This window comes from Klebsiella sp. P1927, assembly GCF_018204675.1.
In the GTDB taxonomy this organism is placed as follows: domain Bacteria; phylum Pseudomonadota; class Gammaproteobacteria; order Enterobacterales; family Enterobacteriaceae; genus Klebsiella; species Klebsiella pneumoniae.
In genome coordinates this window covers 3,709,452-3,725,863 of sequence record NZ_CP073377.1, presented here as the reverse complement: position 1 = coordinate 3,725,863, position 16,412 = coordinate 3,709,452, and the positions used below count along the sequence as shown (strand labels likewise).

Sequence of the window (16,412 nt, the reverse complement as noted above, 5' to 3'; positions counted from 1 at the left end):
AGGAGAAGGGATGCTGACCTTTTTTATCCGTCGTCCGCGATTTGCCATGGTGATCGCGCTGCTGCTGACCTTTGTCGGCGCGGTGTCGCTGAAGCTGATCCCGGTGGAGCAGTACCCGGCGATCACCCCCCCGGTGGTGAACGTCAGCGCCAGCTGGCCGGGCGCCAGCGCGTCAGACGTGGCGGAAGCCATCGCCGCCCCGCTGGAGACCCAGCTCAACGGCGTCGATCATATGCTGTATATGGAGTCCACCAGCTCGGATGAGGGGACGTACCGCCTGAGCATAACCTTCGCGGCGGGCACCGATGCCGACCTGGCGGCGATCGACGTGCAAAACCGGGTGGCGCAGGCGCTGGCGCAGCTCCCGGCGGAGGTGCAGCAGAATGGCGTCCAGGTGCGCAAGCGCGCCAGCAATCTGCTTATGGGGGTAAGCCTCTACTCGCCGCTGGGCACACTGACGCCGCTGTTTGTCAGCAACTACGCCAGCACCCAGGTGCGCGAGGCGCTGGCCCGCCTGCCCGGCGTCGGCGAGGTGCAGATGTTTGGCGCCCGGGATTACAGCATGCGTATCTGGCTGCGCCCGGACCGCATGAACGCGCTCAACATCACCACGGATGATGTCGCCCAGGCGCTGCGCGAGCAAAATGTGCAGGGCGCGGCGGGGCAGGTGGGCACCCCGCCGGTATTTAACGGCCAGCAGCAGACGCTGACCATCAACGGGCTGGGGCGTCTGAACGAGGCGGCCAGCTTTGGCGAGATTATTATCCGCCGCGGCGCGCAGGGGCAGCTGGTGCGCCTCGCCGACGTGGCGACCATTGAGCTGGGCGCCCGCAGCTACAGCTCCGGCGCCCAGCTGAACGGTAAAGCGTCGGCCTATCTGGGGATCTATCCGACGCCCACCGCCAACGCCCTGCAGGTCGCCAGCGCAGTGCGTGCGGAGCTTAACCGCCTGCACACTCGCTTTCCGGCGGATCTCACCTGGGAGGTGAAGTTCGATACCACCCGCTTTGTGGCGGCGACGATCAAAGAGATCGGCGTCTCGCTGGCGCTGACCCTGCTGGCGGTGGTCGTGGTGGTGTCGCTGTTTCTGCAGAGCTGGCGGGCGACGCTGATCGTAGTGCTGGCGATCCCGGTGTCACTGATCGGCACCTTTGCGGTGCTCTATCTGCTGGGCTACAGCGCCAACACCCTCAGCCTGTTCGCGATCATTCTCGCCCTGACGATGGTGGTGGATGACGCCATTGTGGTGGTGGAGAATGTGGAAACCAAAATGGCGGAAGGGCTGGATCGCCTGCAGGCCACCGCCCAGGCGCTGCGGCAGATCGCCGGGCCGGTAATCGCCACGACCCTGGTGCTGCTGGCGGTGTTTGTGCCGGTGGCGCTGCTCCCGGGGATCGTCGGCGAGCTGTACCGGCAGTTTGCCGTGACGCTCTCCACCGCGGTGGCCCTGTCGAGCCTGGTGGCGCTAACCCTGACGCCGGCCCTCTGCGCGCTGCTGCTGCGCCCGCGTCCTGCCCGGCCGGCGGCGGTGTGGCGGGCGTTTAACCGTCTTCTCGACGGCACCCGCGACGGCTATGGCCGGCTGGTAGGCAGGATGAACCGCCGTCCCTGGCTGGCGCTGGCGGCGACGGTGGCGGCAGGCGCGCTGGTGGCGTTCAGCTTCACCTCGATGCCGAAAGGCTTCCTGCCGCAGGAAGATCAGGGTTACCTGTTTGCCAGCGTGCAGCTGCCGGAGGCGGCGTCGCTGGAGCGTACCGAAGCGGTGATGGCCCAGGCGCGCAAGCTGCTGATGGCTAACCCGGCGGTGGAGGATGTGATTCAGGTGTCCGGGTTCAACATTCTCAACGGCACCAGCGCCTCTAACGGCGGGTTTATCTCGGTAATGCTCAAGGACTGGCATCAGCGGCCGCCGCTGGATGCGGTGATGGCGGATATTCAGCGCCAGCTGCTGTCGCTACCGGAGGCGACGATCATGACCTTCGCACCGCCGACCCTGCCGGGCCTGGGCAATGCCTCGGGGTTTGATCTGCGCATCCTGGCGCAGGCCGGTCAGTCGTCGGCGGAGCTGGAGCAGGTGACGCGGGAGATCCTCCAACTGGCGAACCAGCATTCGCAGCTGAGCCGGGTGTTTACCACCTGGAGCAGCAACGTGCCGCAGCTGACCCTGACGGTTGACCGCGACCGGGCGGCGCTGCTGGATGTGCCGGTGGCGCAGATCTTCAGCAGCCTGCAGACGGCGTTCGGCGGCACGCGCGCCGGCGATTTCAGCCGTAACAATCGTGTCTATCATGTGGTGATGCAAAATGAGATGCAGTGGCGCGAGCGGGCTGAGCAGATTAGCGAGCTGTACGTCCGCAGCCGCGACGGCGAGCGGGTGCGGCTGAGCAATCTGGTCACCATTACGCCGACGGTGGGGGCGCCGTTTATTCAGCAGTACAATCAGTTCCCGTCCGTGTCGGTGAGCGGTTCAGCGGCCGAGGGGGTCAGCAGCCGCACGGCGATGGCGGCCATGGAGCAGATTTTGCAGGCCCATCTACCGCCGGGATATGACTATGCCTGGAGCGGGATCTCCTGGCAGGAGCAGCAGACCGGTAATCAGGCGGTGTGGATCGTGCTGGCGGCGGTGGCGATGGCGTGGCTGTTCCTGGTGGCGCAGTATGAGAGCTGGACGCTGCCGGCGAGCGTCATGCTCTCGGTGCTGTTCGCCATCGGCGGAGCGCTGCTCTGGCTGTGGACCGCGGGCTATGCCAACGATGTGTATGTTCAGATAGGGCTGGTGCTGCTGATCGCCCTGGCGGCGAAGAATGCGATTCTGATCGTTGAGTTCGCCCGCAGCCGGCGCGAGGAGGGGCTGTCGATAGTCGACGCTGCGCGCGAGGGGGCTACCCGCCGCTTCCGCGCGGTAATGATGACCGCGGTGTCGTTTATTATCGGCATCATGCCGATGATGCTCGCCACCGGCGCCGGGGCGCAGAGCCGGCGGATCATCGGCACCACGGTATTCAGCGGGATGCTGGTGGCGACGATGGTTGGCATCCTGTTTATCCCGTCGCTGTATGTACTGTTTCAACGTATGCGCGAGTGGGCGCATCGGCGGGGGTAAGCGCGGCGCTACCGGTCGGTAACGGGGATACTCCAGGCTGCAACGACTACCGGGCGGTCCCCTCTCCCTTTCGGAGAGGGGTAGGGTGAGGGTGGGTTTTGCGTTCACGTTGCGTTTGGGCGTGAGCCCCGCCTTATCTGCCGACCTTCGGTTCGCCGATTTCAGCGGGAATCAGCCCTGCTGCACGCCCGTAGATTTCAGGAGCCACACCATAGCGAACAGACTCTGTAGGCCCGGTAAGCGCAGTGGACTGCACCCCAAAAGTTGGACACCCAACTGAGTAAGGTGCAATTTTATGGCTAAACCAAAGTATTCCCCTGAAACAAAACTGGCTGTGGTTAATCATTATTTGTCCGGTAAAGACGGAGAACAGAGTACAGCCGACCTTTTTGGTATTGAAAGAACATCTGTCCGTCGCTGGGTCAGGGCATGGCAGTTCCACGGTGCAGAAGGCCTGACTGCAAAAAATAATCATTATTCCGATGAATTTAAACTCGTGGTCGTCCGGGCGGTTATCAGTGACCGCCTGACGATGCGTGAAGCGGCTGCCCGGTTTAATCTCTCCGCAGAAATACTTGTCCGGCGCTGGCTCGACGTGTACAACGATGCCGGAGCGGAAGGTCTTTTAAACATACAATGCGGACGGCCCGGAAAAATGACAAAGCCAAAAAATATCCCACCACTAACAGATAAAGAGCTGGAAAAACTCTCCCCCGAAGAACTCAGGGCCGAACTGCGTTATCTGCGGGCAGAGAATGCCTATCTAAAAAAGTTGAAAGCCTTGGTTCAGAGCGAAAAAAATGGCAAAAAGCCCTGATAATCAGTGAACTAAGGCATGAACACGCTCTGCGGGACCTTCTGCGGGCGGCCGGTATGTCCCGTAGCACGTGGTATTACAATATGAATGCACTGAAGCAAGGGGACAGGTATGCGGGTCTTAAAGAGAACATCAGGAAGATATACCACTATCACAAAGGTCGTTATGGCTACCGCAGGATCACGCTCGCACTGAGAAAACAGGGGCTGCGGATAAACCATAAAACAGTGCAGCGGCTGATGGCAGAACTGTCACTCCGGTCTGTGATAAGGGCGAAAAAATATCGTGCCTGGAAAGGGAGAACGGGCGAGGCCGCGCCCAATATCCTGAGCCGGAACTTCGGTGCGTCAAAAGCCAACGAAAAATGGGTAACAGATGTGACAGAGTTCCCGGTACAGGGAAAAAAGCTTTACCTGTCGTCAGTTCTCGATCTGTTTAACCGGGAGGTTATCGCCTACAGCCTGTCGGAAAGGCCGGTGATGGAGATGGTGAATACGATGCTGGACGGTGCGTTCCCGAAGCTCAGACCGGGAGATGCTCCGCTGCTGCACTCGGATCAGGGCTGGCATTACAGGATGAGGAGCTATCAGGAACGTTTAAAGGCGCATGGGATGACGCAGAGTATGTCGCGTAAAGGAAACTGCCTGGATAATGCAGTGATGGAAAACTTCTTCGGGACCCTGAAATCGGAGTGTTTTTATCTGAGGGAGTTCAGGAGTGTCAGTGCGCTAAGAAAAGCCGTAGAGGACTATATCCATTACTACAACAACGAGCGGATAAGCCTGAAATTAAAAGGCCTGAGTCCGGTAGAGTACCGAACCCAGGCTCTGAGAGCCGCTTAATATGAACCATCCAACTTTATGGGGTCAGTCCAGCAGCGCCACCGGGCAAGGACATCGGGCACGGCGGCAATACCTTGCCCGGCCTGTCGTTAATTTATTCACTCTCCTGGCTGGAATGGCCGCCCCCAAACGCGCCCGCTATTTTCTCTCCACCGTTATCATGGTCACGAACGGATGATACTGCCACGGCACGCTGCCGCCTTTGCGGTACATCTTCGACAGGGTGCCGTCGAGATAAAGCATCTGCCGCACGCCAAGCTTTGACTGCGCATAGCAGGCAAAATCGTAAAAGTTGGTCTCGCGATCGCTGAGCATAAACACCACCCGGCCCTGCTTATCGATACCAACCCCGTTGCGCAGCTTGCGCGAACTGGCGGAGGGCTTCAGTCGCCAGTTGATGGCGCCATTTTCAATCAGCATCGGGCCGGACTGCACCGCATAGCGGATGGCGGGAGAGGGTTTGTACGCCGGCAGCGGCACGATTTTCGCCCGGCCGTTTTCCACCAGGAATACGCCGCCGGGGCGGATAAAGAAGTTCCCGCCGCCGGCGGAGCGGTTTACCGGCGTCAGCCGTTTGCCGTCTTCGATATACAGCCCCAGCGGCGCGTAGGCCTTATCGTAAATGCCGCCGTTCATCGCCATCTGCACCCGGCCGTCGCCATCGATACCCGCCAGCAGCGAACGCAGGGAACCCCAGGCTTTGCCGTGCCGATCCTGCCAGTACATCGCAATGCGCTCTTTCTGCGCATCCACCCGATAGCTCTGCAGGGTCAGCGTCGGGTCGGTGAGGGTACAGGCGGCGCTGGCGACGGCGGCCAGGGGCAGCAGCGCCAGAGGGAGCAGGCAACGTAATAACATGGGCAGTCCTTTCTATAGTCTGCGCCGAGTATACCCGCCTCGCTGCCTTATGCCGCCCAAATCTCACAGTGTTTTTGCACCAGCCCGGAAAGCGAACCGCCGTTGGCGATAAAGTCGCGCATCTGCTGCGCCTCGCTTTGCGGCGATTTCGCCTGGCGAACCACCGCCTCCAGCGCTGCCGTCGCCTTCAGCTGATGGGCGAAAGGGGCCAGCCGGTCGGCGAGCTGCAGGATCTCCTGGCGGATGCTGCGCTGCTCCCCGCTGCGCACGTCGGTGAGGGTCCCGTCCAGCCCGTAGCGGCAGGCCTGATAGCGGTTAAAGGGGTACAGCAGATAATCATCAGGCTGGTGCTTAAAAGGACGCTCCGTCAACAGCCAGCAGGCCAGGGTCTGAATAAAGCCGGCGATGTGGATCGCCTGGGCAAGGGTCAAGGGGGTGTCCATCACCCGCACCTCGACGGTACCAAACTGCGGGCTGGGGCGAATATCCCAGTGCAGATCCTTCATGCTATCGATCATGCTGGTGTAGCTCAGCTGGCGGAACAGGCGACGAAACCCCTGCCAGTCGGCCACCCACGGCATCGGACCGTTGTCGGGATAGGAGGAGAAGCGGTTCAGGCGTGAACAGGCGAAGCGGCTGTCGGTGCTGTCAAACCACGGTGAGGCGGCGTTAAGGGCGATGAAGTGCGGTACAAAGCGCGACAGGCCATGCAGCAGATAGATGGCGTCGTCACCGCTCTGGCAGCCGACGTGCACATGCTGGCCAAAGACCGTCGCCTGCTGTGCCAGATAGCCAAAATGCTCGACGGTTTTGACATAGCGCGGGTTATCGCTGATTTGCTGGCGCTGCCAGGCATGAAAGGGGTGGGAACCGCCGCCGCAGATCTGCAGATGATGGCGCAGCGCCGCGCGCTGGACCGCCTGCTGGATGGCGCTGAGCTGGATTTGCGCATGGCTGATGTCGCGGCACACCCCGGTGGCGATCTCCAGCATGCTCTCGGTGATGTCGTGTTTGGCTTCTCCCACGGTCAGCTCATGCTGGACGTCGGCAATCAGCGTCGAGGCATCCTGGCTGAGATCGTAACCCGGCGGGTTCACCACCTGCAGCTCCAGTTCGATACCGAGGGTAAAAGGATCGGAGCGGTGAAAATCGGCTAAAGGCATAGTCTCTCCCGGTCGATGTGTTCCCTGAAGTATATACCCGTCACACATTTACGTTGGCTTTGCTACGCAGCTTATCCATTCGCCTCGCGCCGCATCCCGCGATATTAGGCGACGCGTCAGGTCAATTGTTGCCCCCGTTCTCTTCGCCAACCCGCTGGCGGGCAAATTTGCGCGAGCCCACCACGCACAGCACCACGCCCAGCGTGACCGCCAGCATCAAGGGGCTGACGGTTTCGTGCAACAGCGCCGCCGACAGGCCTAGTCCGAAGAACGGCTGCAATAGCTGGAGCTGGCCGACGGCGGCGATCCCGCCCGCGGCCAGCCCTTTGTACCAAAAGATGAAACCGATCAGCATGCTGAACAGCGACACATAGCCGAGCGCCGCCCAGGAGGAGGCCGAGATGGCATGCCAGGAGGCGGGCTGAACCAGCAGCGAGGCGGGGAGCATCAACGGCAGGGCAATCACCAGCGCCCAGCAGATCACCTGCCAGCCGCCGAGCTCCCGCGTCAGCTTCGCCCCTTCCGCATAGCCGAGGCCGCAGACGATAACCGCCGCCAGCATCAGCAGATCGCCGCTGAGTGAGGCCGCCGCATTTTGCGTCAGGGCGAATCCCACCACCAGCAGGCTGCCCAGCAGCGAAAAGATCCAGAAAGCCCGCCGCGGGCGTTCGCCGCCGCGCAGTACGCCAAAGAGGGCGGTCATCAGCGGCAGCAGGCCAATAAACACAATCGAATGCGCCGAGGTGATGCGCTGCAGGGCCAGCGCCGTGAGTAGCGGAAAGCCGAGCACCACCCCGGATGAGACGATGATCAGGGACACAAGCTGCGCCAGGCGCGGGCGTTTCTGGCGAAAGCCCACCAGCAGCGCGATGGCAAGCAGCCCGGCGATAGAGGCGCGCAGAAAGGTCAATAACAACGGATCCATATCCTGCACCGCCAGCCGCGTCGCGGGCAGCGAACCGCTGAAAATGATCACCCCCAGTAAACCATGAAGCCATCCGGACCAGGGACCGGGCGCCGATTTATCCATTGCTGAATCTACCACGTTAACCTCGCGTTATCTGATTGGGCTGCGCCCGCTTGAGCATCGTCAGCGGCGATGGTAATGTGGCCAATCTAATACAATCAAATTATTGTCATAGATACATTTCACGATGAAAGCCCGATATAAAGCCGTTGTCGACCGATATGCGCAGGCGATCCGCAGCGGGCAGCTGCCCGCCGGCAGCCGTCTGCCGACGCACCGTACCCTTGCCGCCGGGGAGCGCATCTCGCTGGCCACCGCCACGCGCGTCTACCGTGAACTGGAAGAGATGGGGCTGGTCAGCGGCGAAACCGGCCGCGGCACCTTCGTGCGCGACCTCTCGCTGCCTCCGGGGCACGGGGTCGATCAGCAGGTGGTCGCCGCCGATGTCGTGGATCTCAATTTCAACTACCCTTCGCTGCCGGAGCAGGGCGATGCGCTGCGCGAGGCGCTCAGGCAGCTGGCGATGGCGGGCGATATTGACTCGCATCTGCGCTATCAGCCTCATGCAGGGCGGCTCGCCGAGCGGGACATTATCGTCCGCCATTTGACCTGCCAGCACTTTGCGCCGGACGCGGAAAATGTCCTGATCGTCAACGGCGCACAGCACGGGCTGGCGGTGACCGTCATGGGGCTGTTACGTCCGGGGGATGTGGTGGCGGTGGATGCGCTGACCTATTCGGGCTTCAAAATTCTGGCGGCGCTGTATCATCTGGAGCTGGCGGCGATCCCCTGTCGGCCGGAGGGACCGGACCTGCGGGCGCTTCAGACGCTGTGCCAGCAGCGGCGGGTGCGGGCGGTGTATACCATGCCGACGCTGCACAATCCGCTGGGCTGGGTGCTCAACACCGGTCAGCGGCAGGCGCTGGCCGATCTTGCGCGCCAGCACGATCTGCTGATTATTGAAGATGCCGCCTATGCCCGGCTGGTGAGCCGTCCGCCGCCGCCGGTGGTCAGCTATGCGCCGGAAAGAACGGTGTATGTCACCGGATTTTCAAAAAATATCGCCACCGGACTGCGCGTGGGGGTGGTGATTTCTCCGCCGCGCTATCGCCCGGAGATTGAGCGCGCCATCCGGGCCACGACGTGGAATACGCCGACGCTGACAAGTTCGCTGATCTGCGCCTGGATTGAAGATGGCACGGTGGCGCGCTTTGAAACGCAGAAACGCCAGGATGCGCGACAGCGGCAGCAGGTGGCCCGCGAGGTGCTTTGTGGGCTTCCCGTCGTCAGTCATCCCGATTCGTACTTCGTCTGGCTGCCGCTGGGTGAAGAGAGCCGGGCCGATCGGCTGGCGAATGCGCTGATGGAACGCCGCATTTCGGTATCGACCGCCGAGCCGTTCTGCGTCTCCGCCACGATCCCGCAGGCGCTGCGCATTGCGCTCGGATCGGTGCCTTTCGACAGCCTGCGCCCGGCGCTGCTCAGCGTGCGCGACGCCGTTGAGTATGAACAATACCGCTAACCCATCTGCTCCAGCTGGCCGCGCAGGACCTCCACCCCCTGGGCGATGGCGTCAGGGTTAATGGCGTGGAATCCCATGCGAAAATAGTTATCCGGCGGCGCGGCGTTAAGAAAATGGCGCGCCCCGGGCTCAATCAGCACGCCGGCGTGGGCGGCGCGCCAGGTGAGCTGCTGGGTGTTGATCTGCGCCGGGGTCTGCAGCCAGAAGGCGTTAGCATGTTCGCTCCCCGCCAGCGCGCGACACGACGGCAGATAGCGCTGCAGGGCGGCGTGCAGACGCTCCCAGCGCTGGGCGGAGTCATAGTGGTAGCGCCGCAGATGGGTCTCATAATGGCCCTGTGCAAGGAAGTGGGCCATCTGGTACTGAATGTTGGTCGGCGGATGGCGATAGACCAGCCGGCGCAGGGCGCGCGCCTCGTCGATCAGGTCCGGGTCGGCGACCATAAACCCCAACCGCAGCCCCGGTGACAGCGCTTTTGACAGGCTGCTGACATACACCACCCGGCCGCTGCGATCGCTGGCCTTCAGCGCCGGCAGCGGGTTGAGGGTAAAGTTACTCTCCGAGTCATAATCATCTTCAATAATGACCGCGTCATGGCGGGCGGCATGCTCCAGCAACTGGCGACGCCGCGCACTGCTCATGGTCACCCCGGTGGGCACCTGATGACCTGGAGTGACATAGTAGTAATCGCAGGGACGCTCATTAAGCACGATCCCCTCTTCATCCACCGGGTGCGGCACCACCTCGGCGTCGGCGAGCAGAAAGGTGTTGATGGCTTCGCGGAAGCAGGGGTTTTCGACGCCAATGCGGGTGGTGGAAGAGAGCAGCAGTCGGGTCAGCAGGTAGAGGGCATTTTGCGAGCCAAGGGTGATGAGAATTTCATCCGGCGCGGCGACAATGCCCCGCTTGGGCAGCACCCGGGTGCGGATCTGCTCGATCAGCATCGGCACATCCTGGTCAATATGGTCGATGACCCACGCCGGGTCGCGCACCCCGCCGTGCAGCCAGTTCGCCGCCGAGCGCCAGGTGGCCAGCGGGAATTGCCGGGTATCGGGCTGGCCGTAGATAAACGGGTAGCGGTAGTGCATCCAGCCCGCCGGTTTGAGGATCGACTCCTGCTGGCTGGGGGTCATCTGCAGCCGGTCGCCCCAGCGTGGTGCAGCCGCTTCGCGCTGCGGTGCACTCTCGACGGCGGCAGGCGAAGCTTCATGATAGTCGGGATGCAGGTAGTAACCGCTGCGTGGGCGGCTAATCAGGTAGCCCTCGTTGACCAGACTTTCGAACACCAGCGCGCTGGTGTTACGCGAGACGCGAAGCTGGCTGGCCAGCTGGCGACAGGAGGGCAGCGGGGTGTCGGCGGCGAAGATCCCGCTGAGAATGGCATTCACCAGCGTCTCTCGCACCTGTTCCTGCAAACCGCGGCCAGGCTGAAAATCAACGTGTAACAGGTGACGGATCATACGGGGCTCCTCTGGCAATAACGCATTGCGACCACCCGTTACACTCAGCAAATTCCATACCACCCTGCCGCCATCTGACACAGCGATGCGGCCCATCTGGCTCTATACGGAATTGAAAAACGCTCCCACATTAAAAACGTATTCAGCCGCCGTGGACCGGAACGTCCCCGGCCACTATTTTGCAGAAACCTTTTCGCGTTCTGGAATGAACCCGTCTGGCCAATCCATCAGGGGTGAAATAATGAAAAAATCATTGGCATCAATGTGTCTGAGCGCTGTATTAACGGTCGCTTTTTCTTATCACGCCGTCGCGGCCGATCTTCCGGAAATAGAAAAGTCCGGCACCCTGAAAGTGGCGACGGAAGATGATTATGCGCCGTTTAACTTTATGAATAATGGCCAGGCTGATGGCTTTAACAAAGATATGCTTGAGGAATTACGTAAGTACGCCAAATTCCATGTCGACCAGAGCATATTACCGTGGACCGGATTATTAGCGGCTGTCTCCACCGGGCAATACGATATGGCCTTAACCGGGGCGGTTATTACCGATGAGCGGCTGAAGGTCTTTGATTTCACCCCACCGTGGGCCTCCGCACAGCACTATTTCGTCAAACGCGCTGGCGATACCTCGCTAAATACCATTGCCGATCTCAGCGGCAAAAAAGTGGGGTTACAGGCCGGGAGCGCGCTGCTGGCGCGTTTGCCGGAGCTGAAGGCGATGCTGGAGAAGACCGGCGGCAAGCTGGGACCGGTGGTGGAGTATCCCTCCTATCCGGAAGCCTACGCCGACCTGGCGAACAAGCGACTGGATTACGTGATTAACGTGGTGATCTCGGTAAACGACCTGGCGAAAGCCAAACCGAAGGTCTTCGCCAAAGGGCTGGCCGTCTCCGGACCGGGGTATATGGCGTGGCCGATCCCGAAAAACTCGCCGCAGCTGCTGGCCTATATGACCAAGTTTATGAACCACATGAAGGAGACCGGCAAGCTCGCCGAGCTGCAGAAAAAATGGTTCGGCGAAACCTATGACAACCTGCCGACCGAGGCGATCACCAGCCCGGAACAGTTTCACAAACTCGCCGGACTGTAATATTCCGCGGCGGGCGACCGCCGCCTGTTGTTGAGAAGGAGGGCCTCATGGATGCAATTTCCTGGCAGTTATTAATCGAAGGCGCATGGACGACCCTCTGGATTTCGGCCATCGCTATCGCCTTCGGGGTGGTGGCTGGCCTGCTGATCGCCCTGGTACGGATGCTGCGCCTGCCGGTGATCGACCAGCTGCTGGTGGTCTATATCAGTCTGGCCCGTGCGACGCCGCTGGTGACGCTGGTGCTATTTCTGTTCCTTTCCTTGCCCACGATGGGCATTAACCTCGACAAGAACGTGGCCGCCATCGTGGCGCTGACGCTTAACACGTCGGCGTTTAACGCTGAGATCTGGCGCAATGCCTTCCGCACCTTTCCGCGCGAACAGCGGGAGGCGGCGGAGTCGGTAGGGATGCGCCGCTGGACCTACTTCCGCTACATCATGCTGCCGCAGATGTGGATCGAGAGCCTGCCGGCGCTGGTCAATGAGATGTCCTTTTTGATCAAAGGTAGCCCCGCGATCGCCGTGATTGGCGTGGTGGATCTCACCCGGGTCACCAACCGTATCTCCTCGGTCACCTACGAGCCGCTGTCGCCGATCCTCGCCGCCGGCCTGCTGTATGTGGCGATCATCGGCTGTTTGTTGAAGCTGCAGGGTATCGCGGAACGTAAAGCCAGGCGTCTGGCGCGCTAGGAACGGGAGGCATTATGAATCAGTGGGGCGTTATCTGGTCGGTTCGCGATAGCTTTATTGCCGGGTTATTCGCGACCCTCGAACTGTTTATTACCGCCGCCCTGGCGGCGCTGATTATCGGTATTGCGCTGTGTTATTTTAGCGAATATCAAAAGAAAGTGATTAACCGGATTATTATTGGTTTCGTCAGCCTGATGCGCGCGATCCCTTTTTTGATCCTCGCTTATCTTCTGTATTACGGACTGCCGCAGCTCGGTATTAGCATGGAGCCGTGGACCGCCGGTTTACTGGCCCTGATTATTTATCATGGCGCCTATTTCTTTGAAATATTGCGCAGCCAGCGGCGGGTATTTTCCGGCGGATATATTGAAGCGGCGATTGCTCAGGGCTTTTCTCGCTATGCCATTTTTCGGCGGATTATTTTACCCAATATCGTCTCTTCCGCCTTACCGCTGATCGGCAATCAGCTGATTATTTGCCTGAAGGACACCGCTTTCCTGAGCATTATTACCGTTCAGGAGATCACCGCCGCCGCCAACAGCGTCCAGGCGACCTATTTTATTCCGTTTAACGCCTTTATCGTCGCCATTGGGCTTTACTGGGCGATCAGCATTCTGCTGGAGCTGCTGATTAAGCGCCTGACCGCCTGGGGAGCCAAAAGAGGAATGAGCCATGCCTGAGTCTATTGCCGTAAGCGTCAAAAACGTCTCCAAACAGTTCGATAATGTGGAAGTCCTGCGGGATATTAACCTGACGGTGGAGAAGGGGACCGTGGTGAGTATTCTCGGCTCGTCCGGGTCGGGAAAATCCACCCTGCTGCGCTGTATGAACTGGCTGGAACAGCCGGACCGCGGTGAAATTCATATCGGCGGTCAGCGGCTGGGGATTGATGAACAGCGCGGCCGGGCGATGTCGCACCGCCAGCTGGCCAAAATCCGCGAGCGGGTGGGGATGGTCTTTCAGAGTTTTAACCTGTGGCCGCACCTGACCGTGCAGCAGAACGTCAGCGAGGCGCTGCTGCGCGTTAAGGGCATGAAACGAGACGAGGCGAAGGCCATGGCCATGCAGCAGCTGGAGAAAGTCGGCATGGCGCACAAAGCCGATGTCTACCCGATCACTCTCTCCGGCGGGCAGAAGCAGCGGGTGGCGATCGCCCGTTCGCTGGCGATGTCGCCGGAAGTTATCCTCTTCGATGAACCGACCTCGGCGCTGGATCCGGAGCTGGTTAATGAGGTGTTGGGGGTAATGAAAGCCCTTGCCGCCGAGGGCTACACCATGGTGGTGGTGACCCACGAGATGGATTTTGCCCGCCAGGTGTCCAATGAGGTGGTGTTTCTGGAGAAGGGACTGCTGATTGAGAAGGCGCCGCCGGAGAAGTTCTTCACTCAGCCTGACTCCGAACGCGTCAGGCAGTTTCTGCAAAGCAGCCGTTAGTCCGGCCTGCATCCCCTGCCGGTATCGCCGACAGGGGATGCGTCGGGTTTCGCTTAATCCCGGTCGATAGCGAACGGCTGCCACGCCTGACGCACCGGCATCACCTCCACCCGGTTAATGTTCATATGCGCCGGCAGCGTGGCGATATAAAACATCTGCTCGGCGATATCGCTCGCGCTCAGCGGCGTGGTGCCGCGATAGAGCTTATCCGATGCCGCCTGGTCGCCTTTGGTTCGCACCAGGGTAAATTCGGTCTCGGCAATCCCCGGCGCCAGATCGGTGACCCGCACGCCGGTGCCAAGCAGATCGCAGCGCAGGTTATAGCTGAACTGCTTCACAAACGCCTTGCTGGCGCCATACACATGGCTGCCGGGATAGGGCCACTGCCCGGCGATCGAGCCGATATTGATAATACTCGCCCCGGCGCCATGGCGGATCAGCGTCGGCAGCAGGGCGTGAGTGACTGTCACCAGACCGGTGACGTTGGTGTCGATCATCGTTTTCCAGTCCTCCAGCGCCACCTCCTGCGCCGGCAGCGGCGACAGCGCCAGCCCGGCGTTGTTGATCAGGGTGGTGATATCGGCGAAATCGGCGGGCAGCGACGCCACGGCGGCAGCCACCGCCTCGCTGTCACGAACGTCAAGCTCAATAATATGCACCGGCACCCTGGCGGCGAGTCTGTCCTGCAAGGCCTTCAGTCGCGGATAGCGGCGCCCGCTCAGCACCAGCGACCAGCCCGCGTCGGCAAACACCTGCGCTGCCGCTTCGCCAAAACCCGAGGTCGCCCCGGTGATAAACACTACGTTGCTCGTTGCCATCTCATTCTCCTGTGCGGTTGTCCCTTCACTATAAAAACGCCGGACGACAAGGCACAGGGCCAGACGACGGGCGGGGATGTGACACCGTGTCACATCGTTATGCGCGCACTGGCTCTATCCGATTTGCGCGGCCAAGGCCAATGATGAAGCCAACCACTACGACATGAGAGAGGGCAGGGTATGAAGCTGGCAATTCACAACGAGGTCGCGGTAAGCAATGACGAAGTTCGGCAATTAGATCGCGCCTATGTGTTTCATTCATGGTCGATGCAGGGCAATCTCAACCCGCTGGTCATCGCCGGGGCGCAAGGCTGCGAGCTATGGGATTATGAGGGGAACACCTGGCTCGATTTCAGCAGCCAGCTGGTGAACGTCAACATTGGCTATCAGCACCCCCGGGTACTGGCGGCCATGAAGGCGCAGCTGGAGACCCTGGTCACCATCGCGCCCGCCACCGCCAACCTTGCCCGCGGAGAAGCGGCGAAGCGCATCGTCGACCTGGCGCCGGCGGGCTTCAGTAAGGTGTTCTTCACTAACGCCGGGGCGGATGCCAATGAGAACGCGATTCGCATGGCGCGGCTCTATACCGGGCGCGACAAGGTGCTGTCGGCCTATCGTTCCTATCATGGCAACACCGGCAGCGCGATCGCCGCTACCGGCGACTGGCGCCGGGTGCCGAATGAGTTCTCCCGCGGCCACGTTCACTTCTTCAACCCCTACCTTTACCGCAGCGAGTTCAACGCCGCGACTGAGGAAGAGGAGTGCCAGCGCGCGCTGGCGCATCTGCGGCGGATCATTGAATGCGAGGGGCCGACGGCCATCGCGGCGATCCTGCTGGAGTCCATCCCCGGCACCGCCGGGATCCTCGTGCCGCCGGCAGGCTATATGCAGAGCGTGCGCGCCCTGGCCGACGAGTTTGGCATCGTGCTGATCCTCGATGAGGTGATGGCCGGCTTTGGCCGCACCGGCAGCTGGTTCGCCTTCGAGCAGGATGGCGTGGTGCCGGATCTGGTGACCTTTGCCAAGGGGGTTAACGCCGGCTACGTGCCGGCGGGCGGGGTGCTGATTAGCGAGCCGATTGCCCGCTACTTTGACGACCACTTCTTTGCCGGGGGGCTGACCTACTCCGGCCATCCGCTGGCGATGGCGGCGATTGTCGCCACCATCGACGCGATGAAAGAGGAGAAGGTGGTTGAGAACGCGGCCTCTATCGGCAACGAGGTGCTGCGCCCCGGTCTCGAGGCGCTGGCGGAGAAGCACGCCATTATCGGCGAGGTGCGCGGTCGCGGCCTGTTCCAGGCGCTGGAGCTGGTGAGCAGCCGTGAACAAAAAACGCCGCTGACCGCCGCCGACATGGCCGCGATCAAAGGGGCCCTGACCGAAGCCGGGCTGCTGGCCTTTGTGGTGGAGAACCGCATTCACGTGGTGCCGCCGTGCACCATTACTGCTGAGCAGGTGGCGCAAGGGCTGGCGATTTTTGATGCGGTCTTCGCTCGCTTTGCCAGTCTGGCGAAGTAGGGGAGGGGGCCGGATACTGTTGCCCGGCGGCGCGCTTGCCGGGCCTACGGGGTGTGAGCCTGTGAGTGGATCCTGTAGGCCGGGTAAGGCGCAGCCGCCACCCGGCGAAATCAAGGATACCGTGCCTG

13 protein-coding genes are annotated in these 16,412 nt (G+C 61.2%); 8 read left to right on the top strand and 5 right to left on the bottom strand.

Annotation, left to right across the window (positions count from 1 at the left end; genetic code table 11):
• Positions 1 to 10 precede the first annotated feature (10 nt).
• Together KB892_RS18840 and KB892_RS18835 are read left to right on the top strand one after the other, a co-directional pair.
• Positions 11 to 3,103, top strand: coding sequence for an efflux RND transporter permease subunit (locus KB892_RS18840; protein WP_004151828.1), 3,093 nt, complete (start codon positions 11 to 13; stop codon positions 3,101 to 3,103).
• A gap of 295 nt (positions 3,104 to 3,398) precedes the next feature.
• Positions 3,399 to 4,762, top strand: a protein-coding gene (locus tag KB892_RS18835; protein WP_085955125.1) for an IS3-like element ISKpn1 family transposase whose coding sequence is annotated in 2 segments (ribosomal slippage) — positions 3,399 to 3,867 and positions 3,867 to 4,762 — 1,365 coding nt in all. Because the reading frame shifts where the segments join, the coding sequence is not laid out codon by codon here.
• Positions 4,763 to 4,900: 138 nt separating this feature from the next.
• Here KB892_RS18835 and KB892_RS18830 read toward each other — a convergent pair.
• From KB892_RS18830 to KB892_RS18820, 3 genes are all read right to left on the bottom strand, one after another.
• Positions 4,901 to 5,620: a phosphodiester glycosidase family protein gene (locus KB892_RS18830; RefSeq protein WP_004151678.1), complete on the bottom strand. Its 720-nt coding sequence runs from the start codon at positions 5,618 to 5,620 to the stop codon at positions 4,901 to 4,903.
• Positions 5,621 to 5,667: 47 nt separating this feature from the next.
• Positions 5,668 to 6,783, bottom strand: a complete 1,116-nt coding sequence (locus tag KB892_RS18825) for a YbdK family carboxylate-amine ligase (RefSeq protein ID WP_002893127.1) — start codon at positions 6,781 to 6,783, stop codon at positions 5,668 to 5,670.
• Between the two features lie 121 nt (positions 6,784 to 6,904).
• Positions 6,905 to 7,813, bottom strand: a complete 909-nt coding sequence (locus tag KB892_RS18820) for a DMT family transporter (RefSeq protein ID WP_002893130.1) — start codon at positions 7,811 to 7,813, stop codon at positions 6,905 to 6,907.
• A 124-nt stretch (positions 7,814 to 7,937) separates the two neighbouring features.
• Here KB892_RS18820 and KB892_RS18815 point away from each other — a divergent pair, with 124 nt between their 5' ends.
• Positions 7,938 to 9,272, top strand: coding sequence for an aminotransferase-like domain-containing protein (locus tag KB892_RS18815; protein ID WP_004151677.1), 1,335 nt, complete (start codon positions 7,938 to 7,940; stop codon positions 9,270 to 9,272).
• Here KB892_RS18815 and KB892_RS18810 read toward each other — a convergent pair.
• On the bottom strand, positions 9,269 to 10,732 hold the full coding sequence (locus tag KB892_RS18810) for a MocR-like pyridoxine biosynthesis transcription factor PdxR (protein ID WP_002893182.1): 1,464 nt from the start codon (positions 10,730 to 10,732) through the stop codon (positions 9,269 to 9,271). The genes KB892_RS18815 and KB892_RS18810 overlap by 4 nt on opposite strands.
• Before the next feature lie 241 nt (positions 10,733 to 10,973).
• Between KB892_RS18810 and KB892_RS18805 the strand changes: the two genes are divergently transcribed.
• The 4 genes from KB892_RS18805 to KB892_RS18790 are packed head-to-tail and all read left to right on the top strand — an operon-like array spanning position 10,974 to position 13,948.
• The gene (locus KB892_RS18805) at positions 10,974 to 11,825 is read left to right on the top strand and encodes a transporter substrate-binding domain-containing protein (protein WP_002893184.1); all 852 of its coding nucleotides are present in this window, start codon (positions 10,974 to 10,976) and stop codon (positions 11,823 to 11,825) included.
• A gap of 47 nt (positions 11,826 to 11,872) precedes the next feature.
• Positions 11,873 to 12,514 carry an amino acid ABC transporter permease gene (locus KB892_RS18800; protein WP_002893187.1) on the top strand — a complete coding sequence of 214 codons (642 nt, stop codon included), beginning with the start codon at positions 11,873 to 11,875 and terminating at the stop codon, positions 12,512 to 12,514.
• A gap of 14 nt (positions 12,515 to 12,528) precedes the next feature.
• The gene (locus KB892_RS18795; RefSeq protein ID WP_002893189.1) at positions 12,529 to 13,194 is read left to right on the top strand and encodes an amino acid ABC transporter permease; all 666 of its coding nucleotides are present in this window, start codon (positions 12,529 to 12,531) and stop codon (positions 13,192 to 13,194) included.
• Positions 13,187 to 13,948: an amino acid ABC transporter ATP-binding protein gene (locus KB892_RS18790; RefSeq protein WP_004151676.1), complete on the top strand. Its 762-nt coding sequence runs from the start codon at positions 13,187 to 13,189 to the stop codon at positions 13,946 to 13,948. Before KB892_RS18795 ends, KB892_RS18790 begins: the two co-directional genes overlap by 8 nt.
• Positions 13,949 to 14,001: 53 nt before the next feature.
• On the opposite strand, the gene KB892_RS18785 is transcribed toward KB892_RS18790, so the two are convergent.
• The gene (locus KB892_RS18785; RefSeq protein WP_002893192.1) at positions 14,002 to 14,766 is read right to left on the bottom strand and encodes an SDR family NAD(P)-dependent oxidoreductase; all 765 of its coding nucleotides are present in this window, start codon (positions 14,764 to 14,766) and stop codon (positions 14,002 to 14,004) included.
• A 180-nt stretch (positions 14,767 to 14,946) separates the two neighbouring features.
• On the opposite strand from KB892_RS18785, the gene KB892_RS18780 reads away from it, so the two are divergent.
• Positions 14,947 to 16,284 (top strand): aspartate aminotransferase family protein, encoded by a 1,338-nt coding sequence (locus KB892_RS18780; protein WP_004151675.1) that lies wholly within the window; start codon positions 14,947 to 14,949, stop codon positions 16,282 to 16,284.
• The last annotated feature ends 128 nt before the right edge of the window (positions 16,285 to 16,412 follow it).

What these genes read in the sequence shown, in the direction of transcription:
- KB892_RS18840 (WP_004151828.1), top strand. Translation starts at nt 11, where the DNA reads ATGCTGACCTTTTTTATCCGTCGTCCGCGATTTGCCATGGTGATCGCG.
- KB892_RS18830 (WP_004151678.1), bottom strand. Translation starts at nt 5,620, where the DNA reads ATGTTATTACGTTGCCTGCTCCCTCTGGCGCTGCTGCCCCTGGCCGCC.
- KB892_RS18825 (WP_002893127.1), bottom strand. Translation starts at nt 6,783, where the DNA reads ATGCCTTTAGCCGATTTTCACCGCTCCGATCCTTTTACCCTCGGTATC.
- KB892_RS18820 (WP_002893130.1), bottom strand. Translation starts at nt 7,813, where the DNA reads ATGGATAAATCGGCGCCCGGTCCCTGGTCCGGATGGCTTCATGGTTTA.
- KB892_RS18815 (WP_004151677.1), top strand. Translation starts at nt 7,938, where the DNA reads ATGAAAGCCCGATATAAAGCCGTTGTCGACCGATATGCGCAGGCGATC.
- KB892_RS18810 (WP_002893182.1), bottom strand. Translation starts at nt 10,732, where the DNA reads ATGATCCGTCACCTGTTACACGTTGATTTTCAGCCTGGCCGCGGTTTG.
- KB892_RS18805 (WP_002893184.1), top strand. Translation starts at nt 10,974, where the DNA reads ATGAAAAAATCATTGGCATCAATGTGTCTGAGCGCTGTATTAACGGTC.
- KB892_RS18800 (WP_002893187.1), top strand. Translation starts at nt 11,873, where the DNA reads ATGGATGCAATTTCCTGGCAGTTATTAATCGAAGGCGCATGGACGACC.
- KB892_RS18795 (WP_002893189.1), top strand. Translation starts at nt 12,529, where the DNA reads ATGAATCAGTGGGGCGTTATCTGGTCGGTTCGCGATAGCTTTATTGCC.
- KB892_RS18790 (WP_004151676.1), top strand. Translation starts at nt 13,187, where the DNA reads ATGCCTGAGTCTATTGCCGTAAGCGTCAAAAACGTCTCCAAACAGTTC.
- KB892_RS18785 (WP_002893192.1), bottom strand. Translation starts at nt 14,766, where the DNA reads ATGGCAACGAGCAACGTAGTGTTTATCACCGGGGCGACCTCGGGTTTT.
- KB892_RS18780 (WP_004151675.1), top strand. Translation starts at nt 14,947, where the DNA reads ATGAAGCTGGCAATTCACAACGAGGTCGCGGTAAGCAATGACGAAGTT.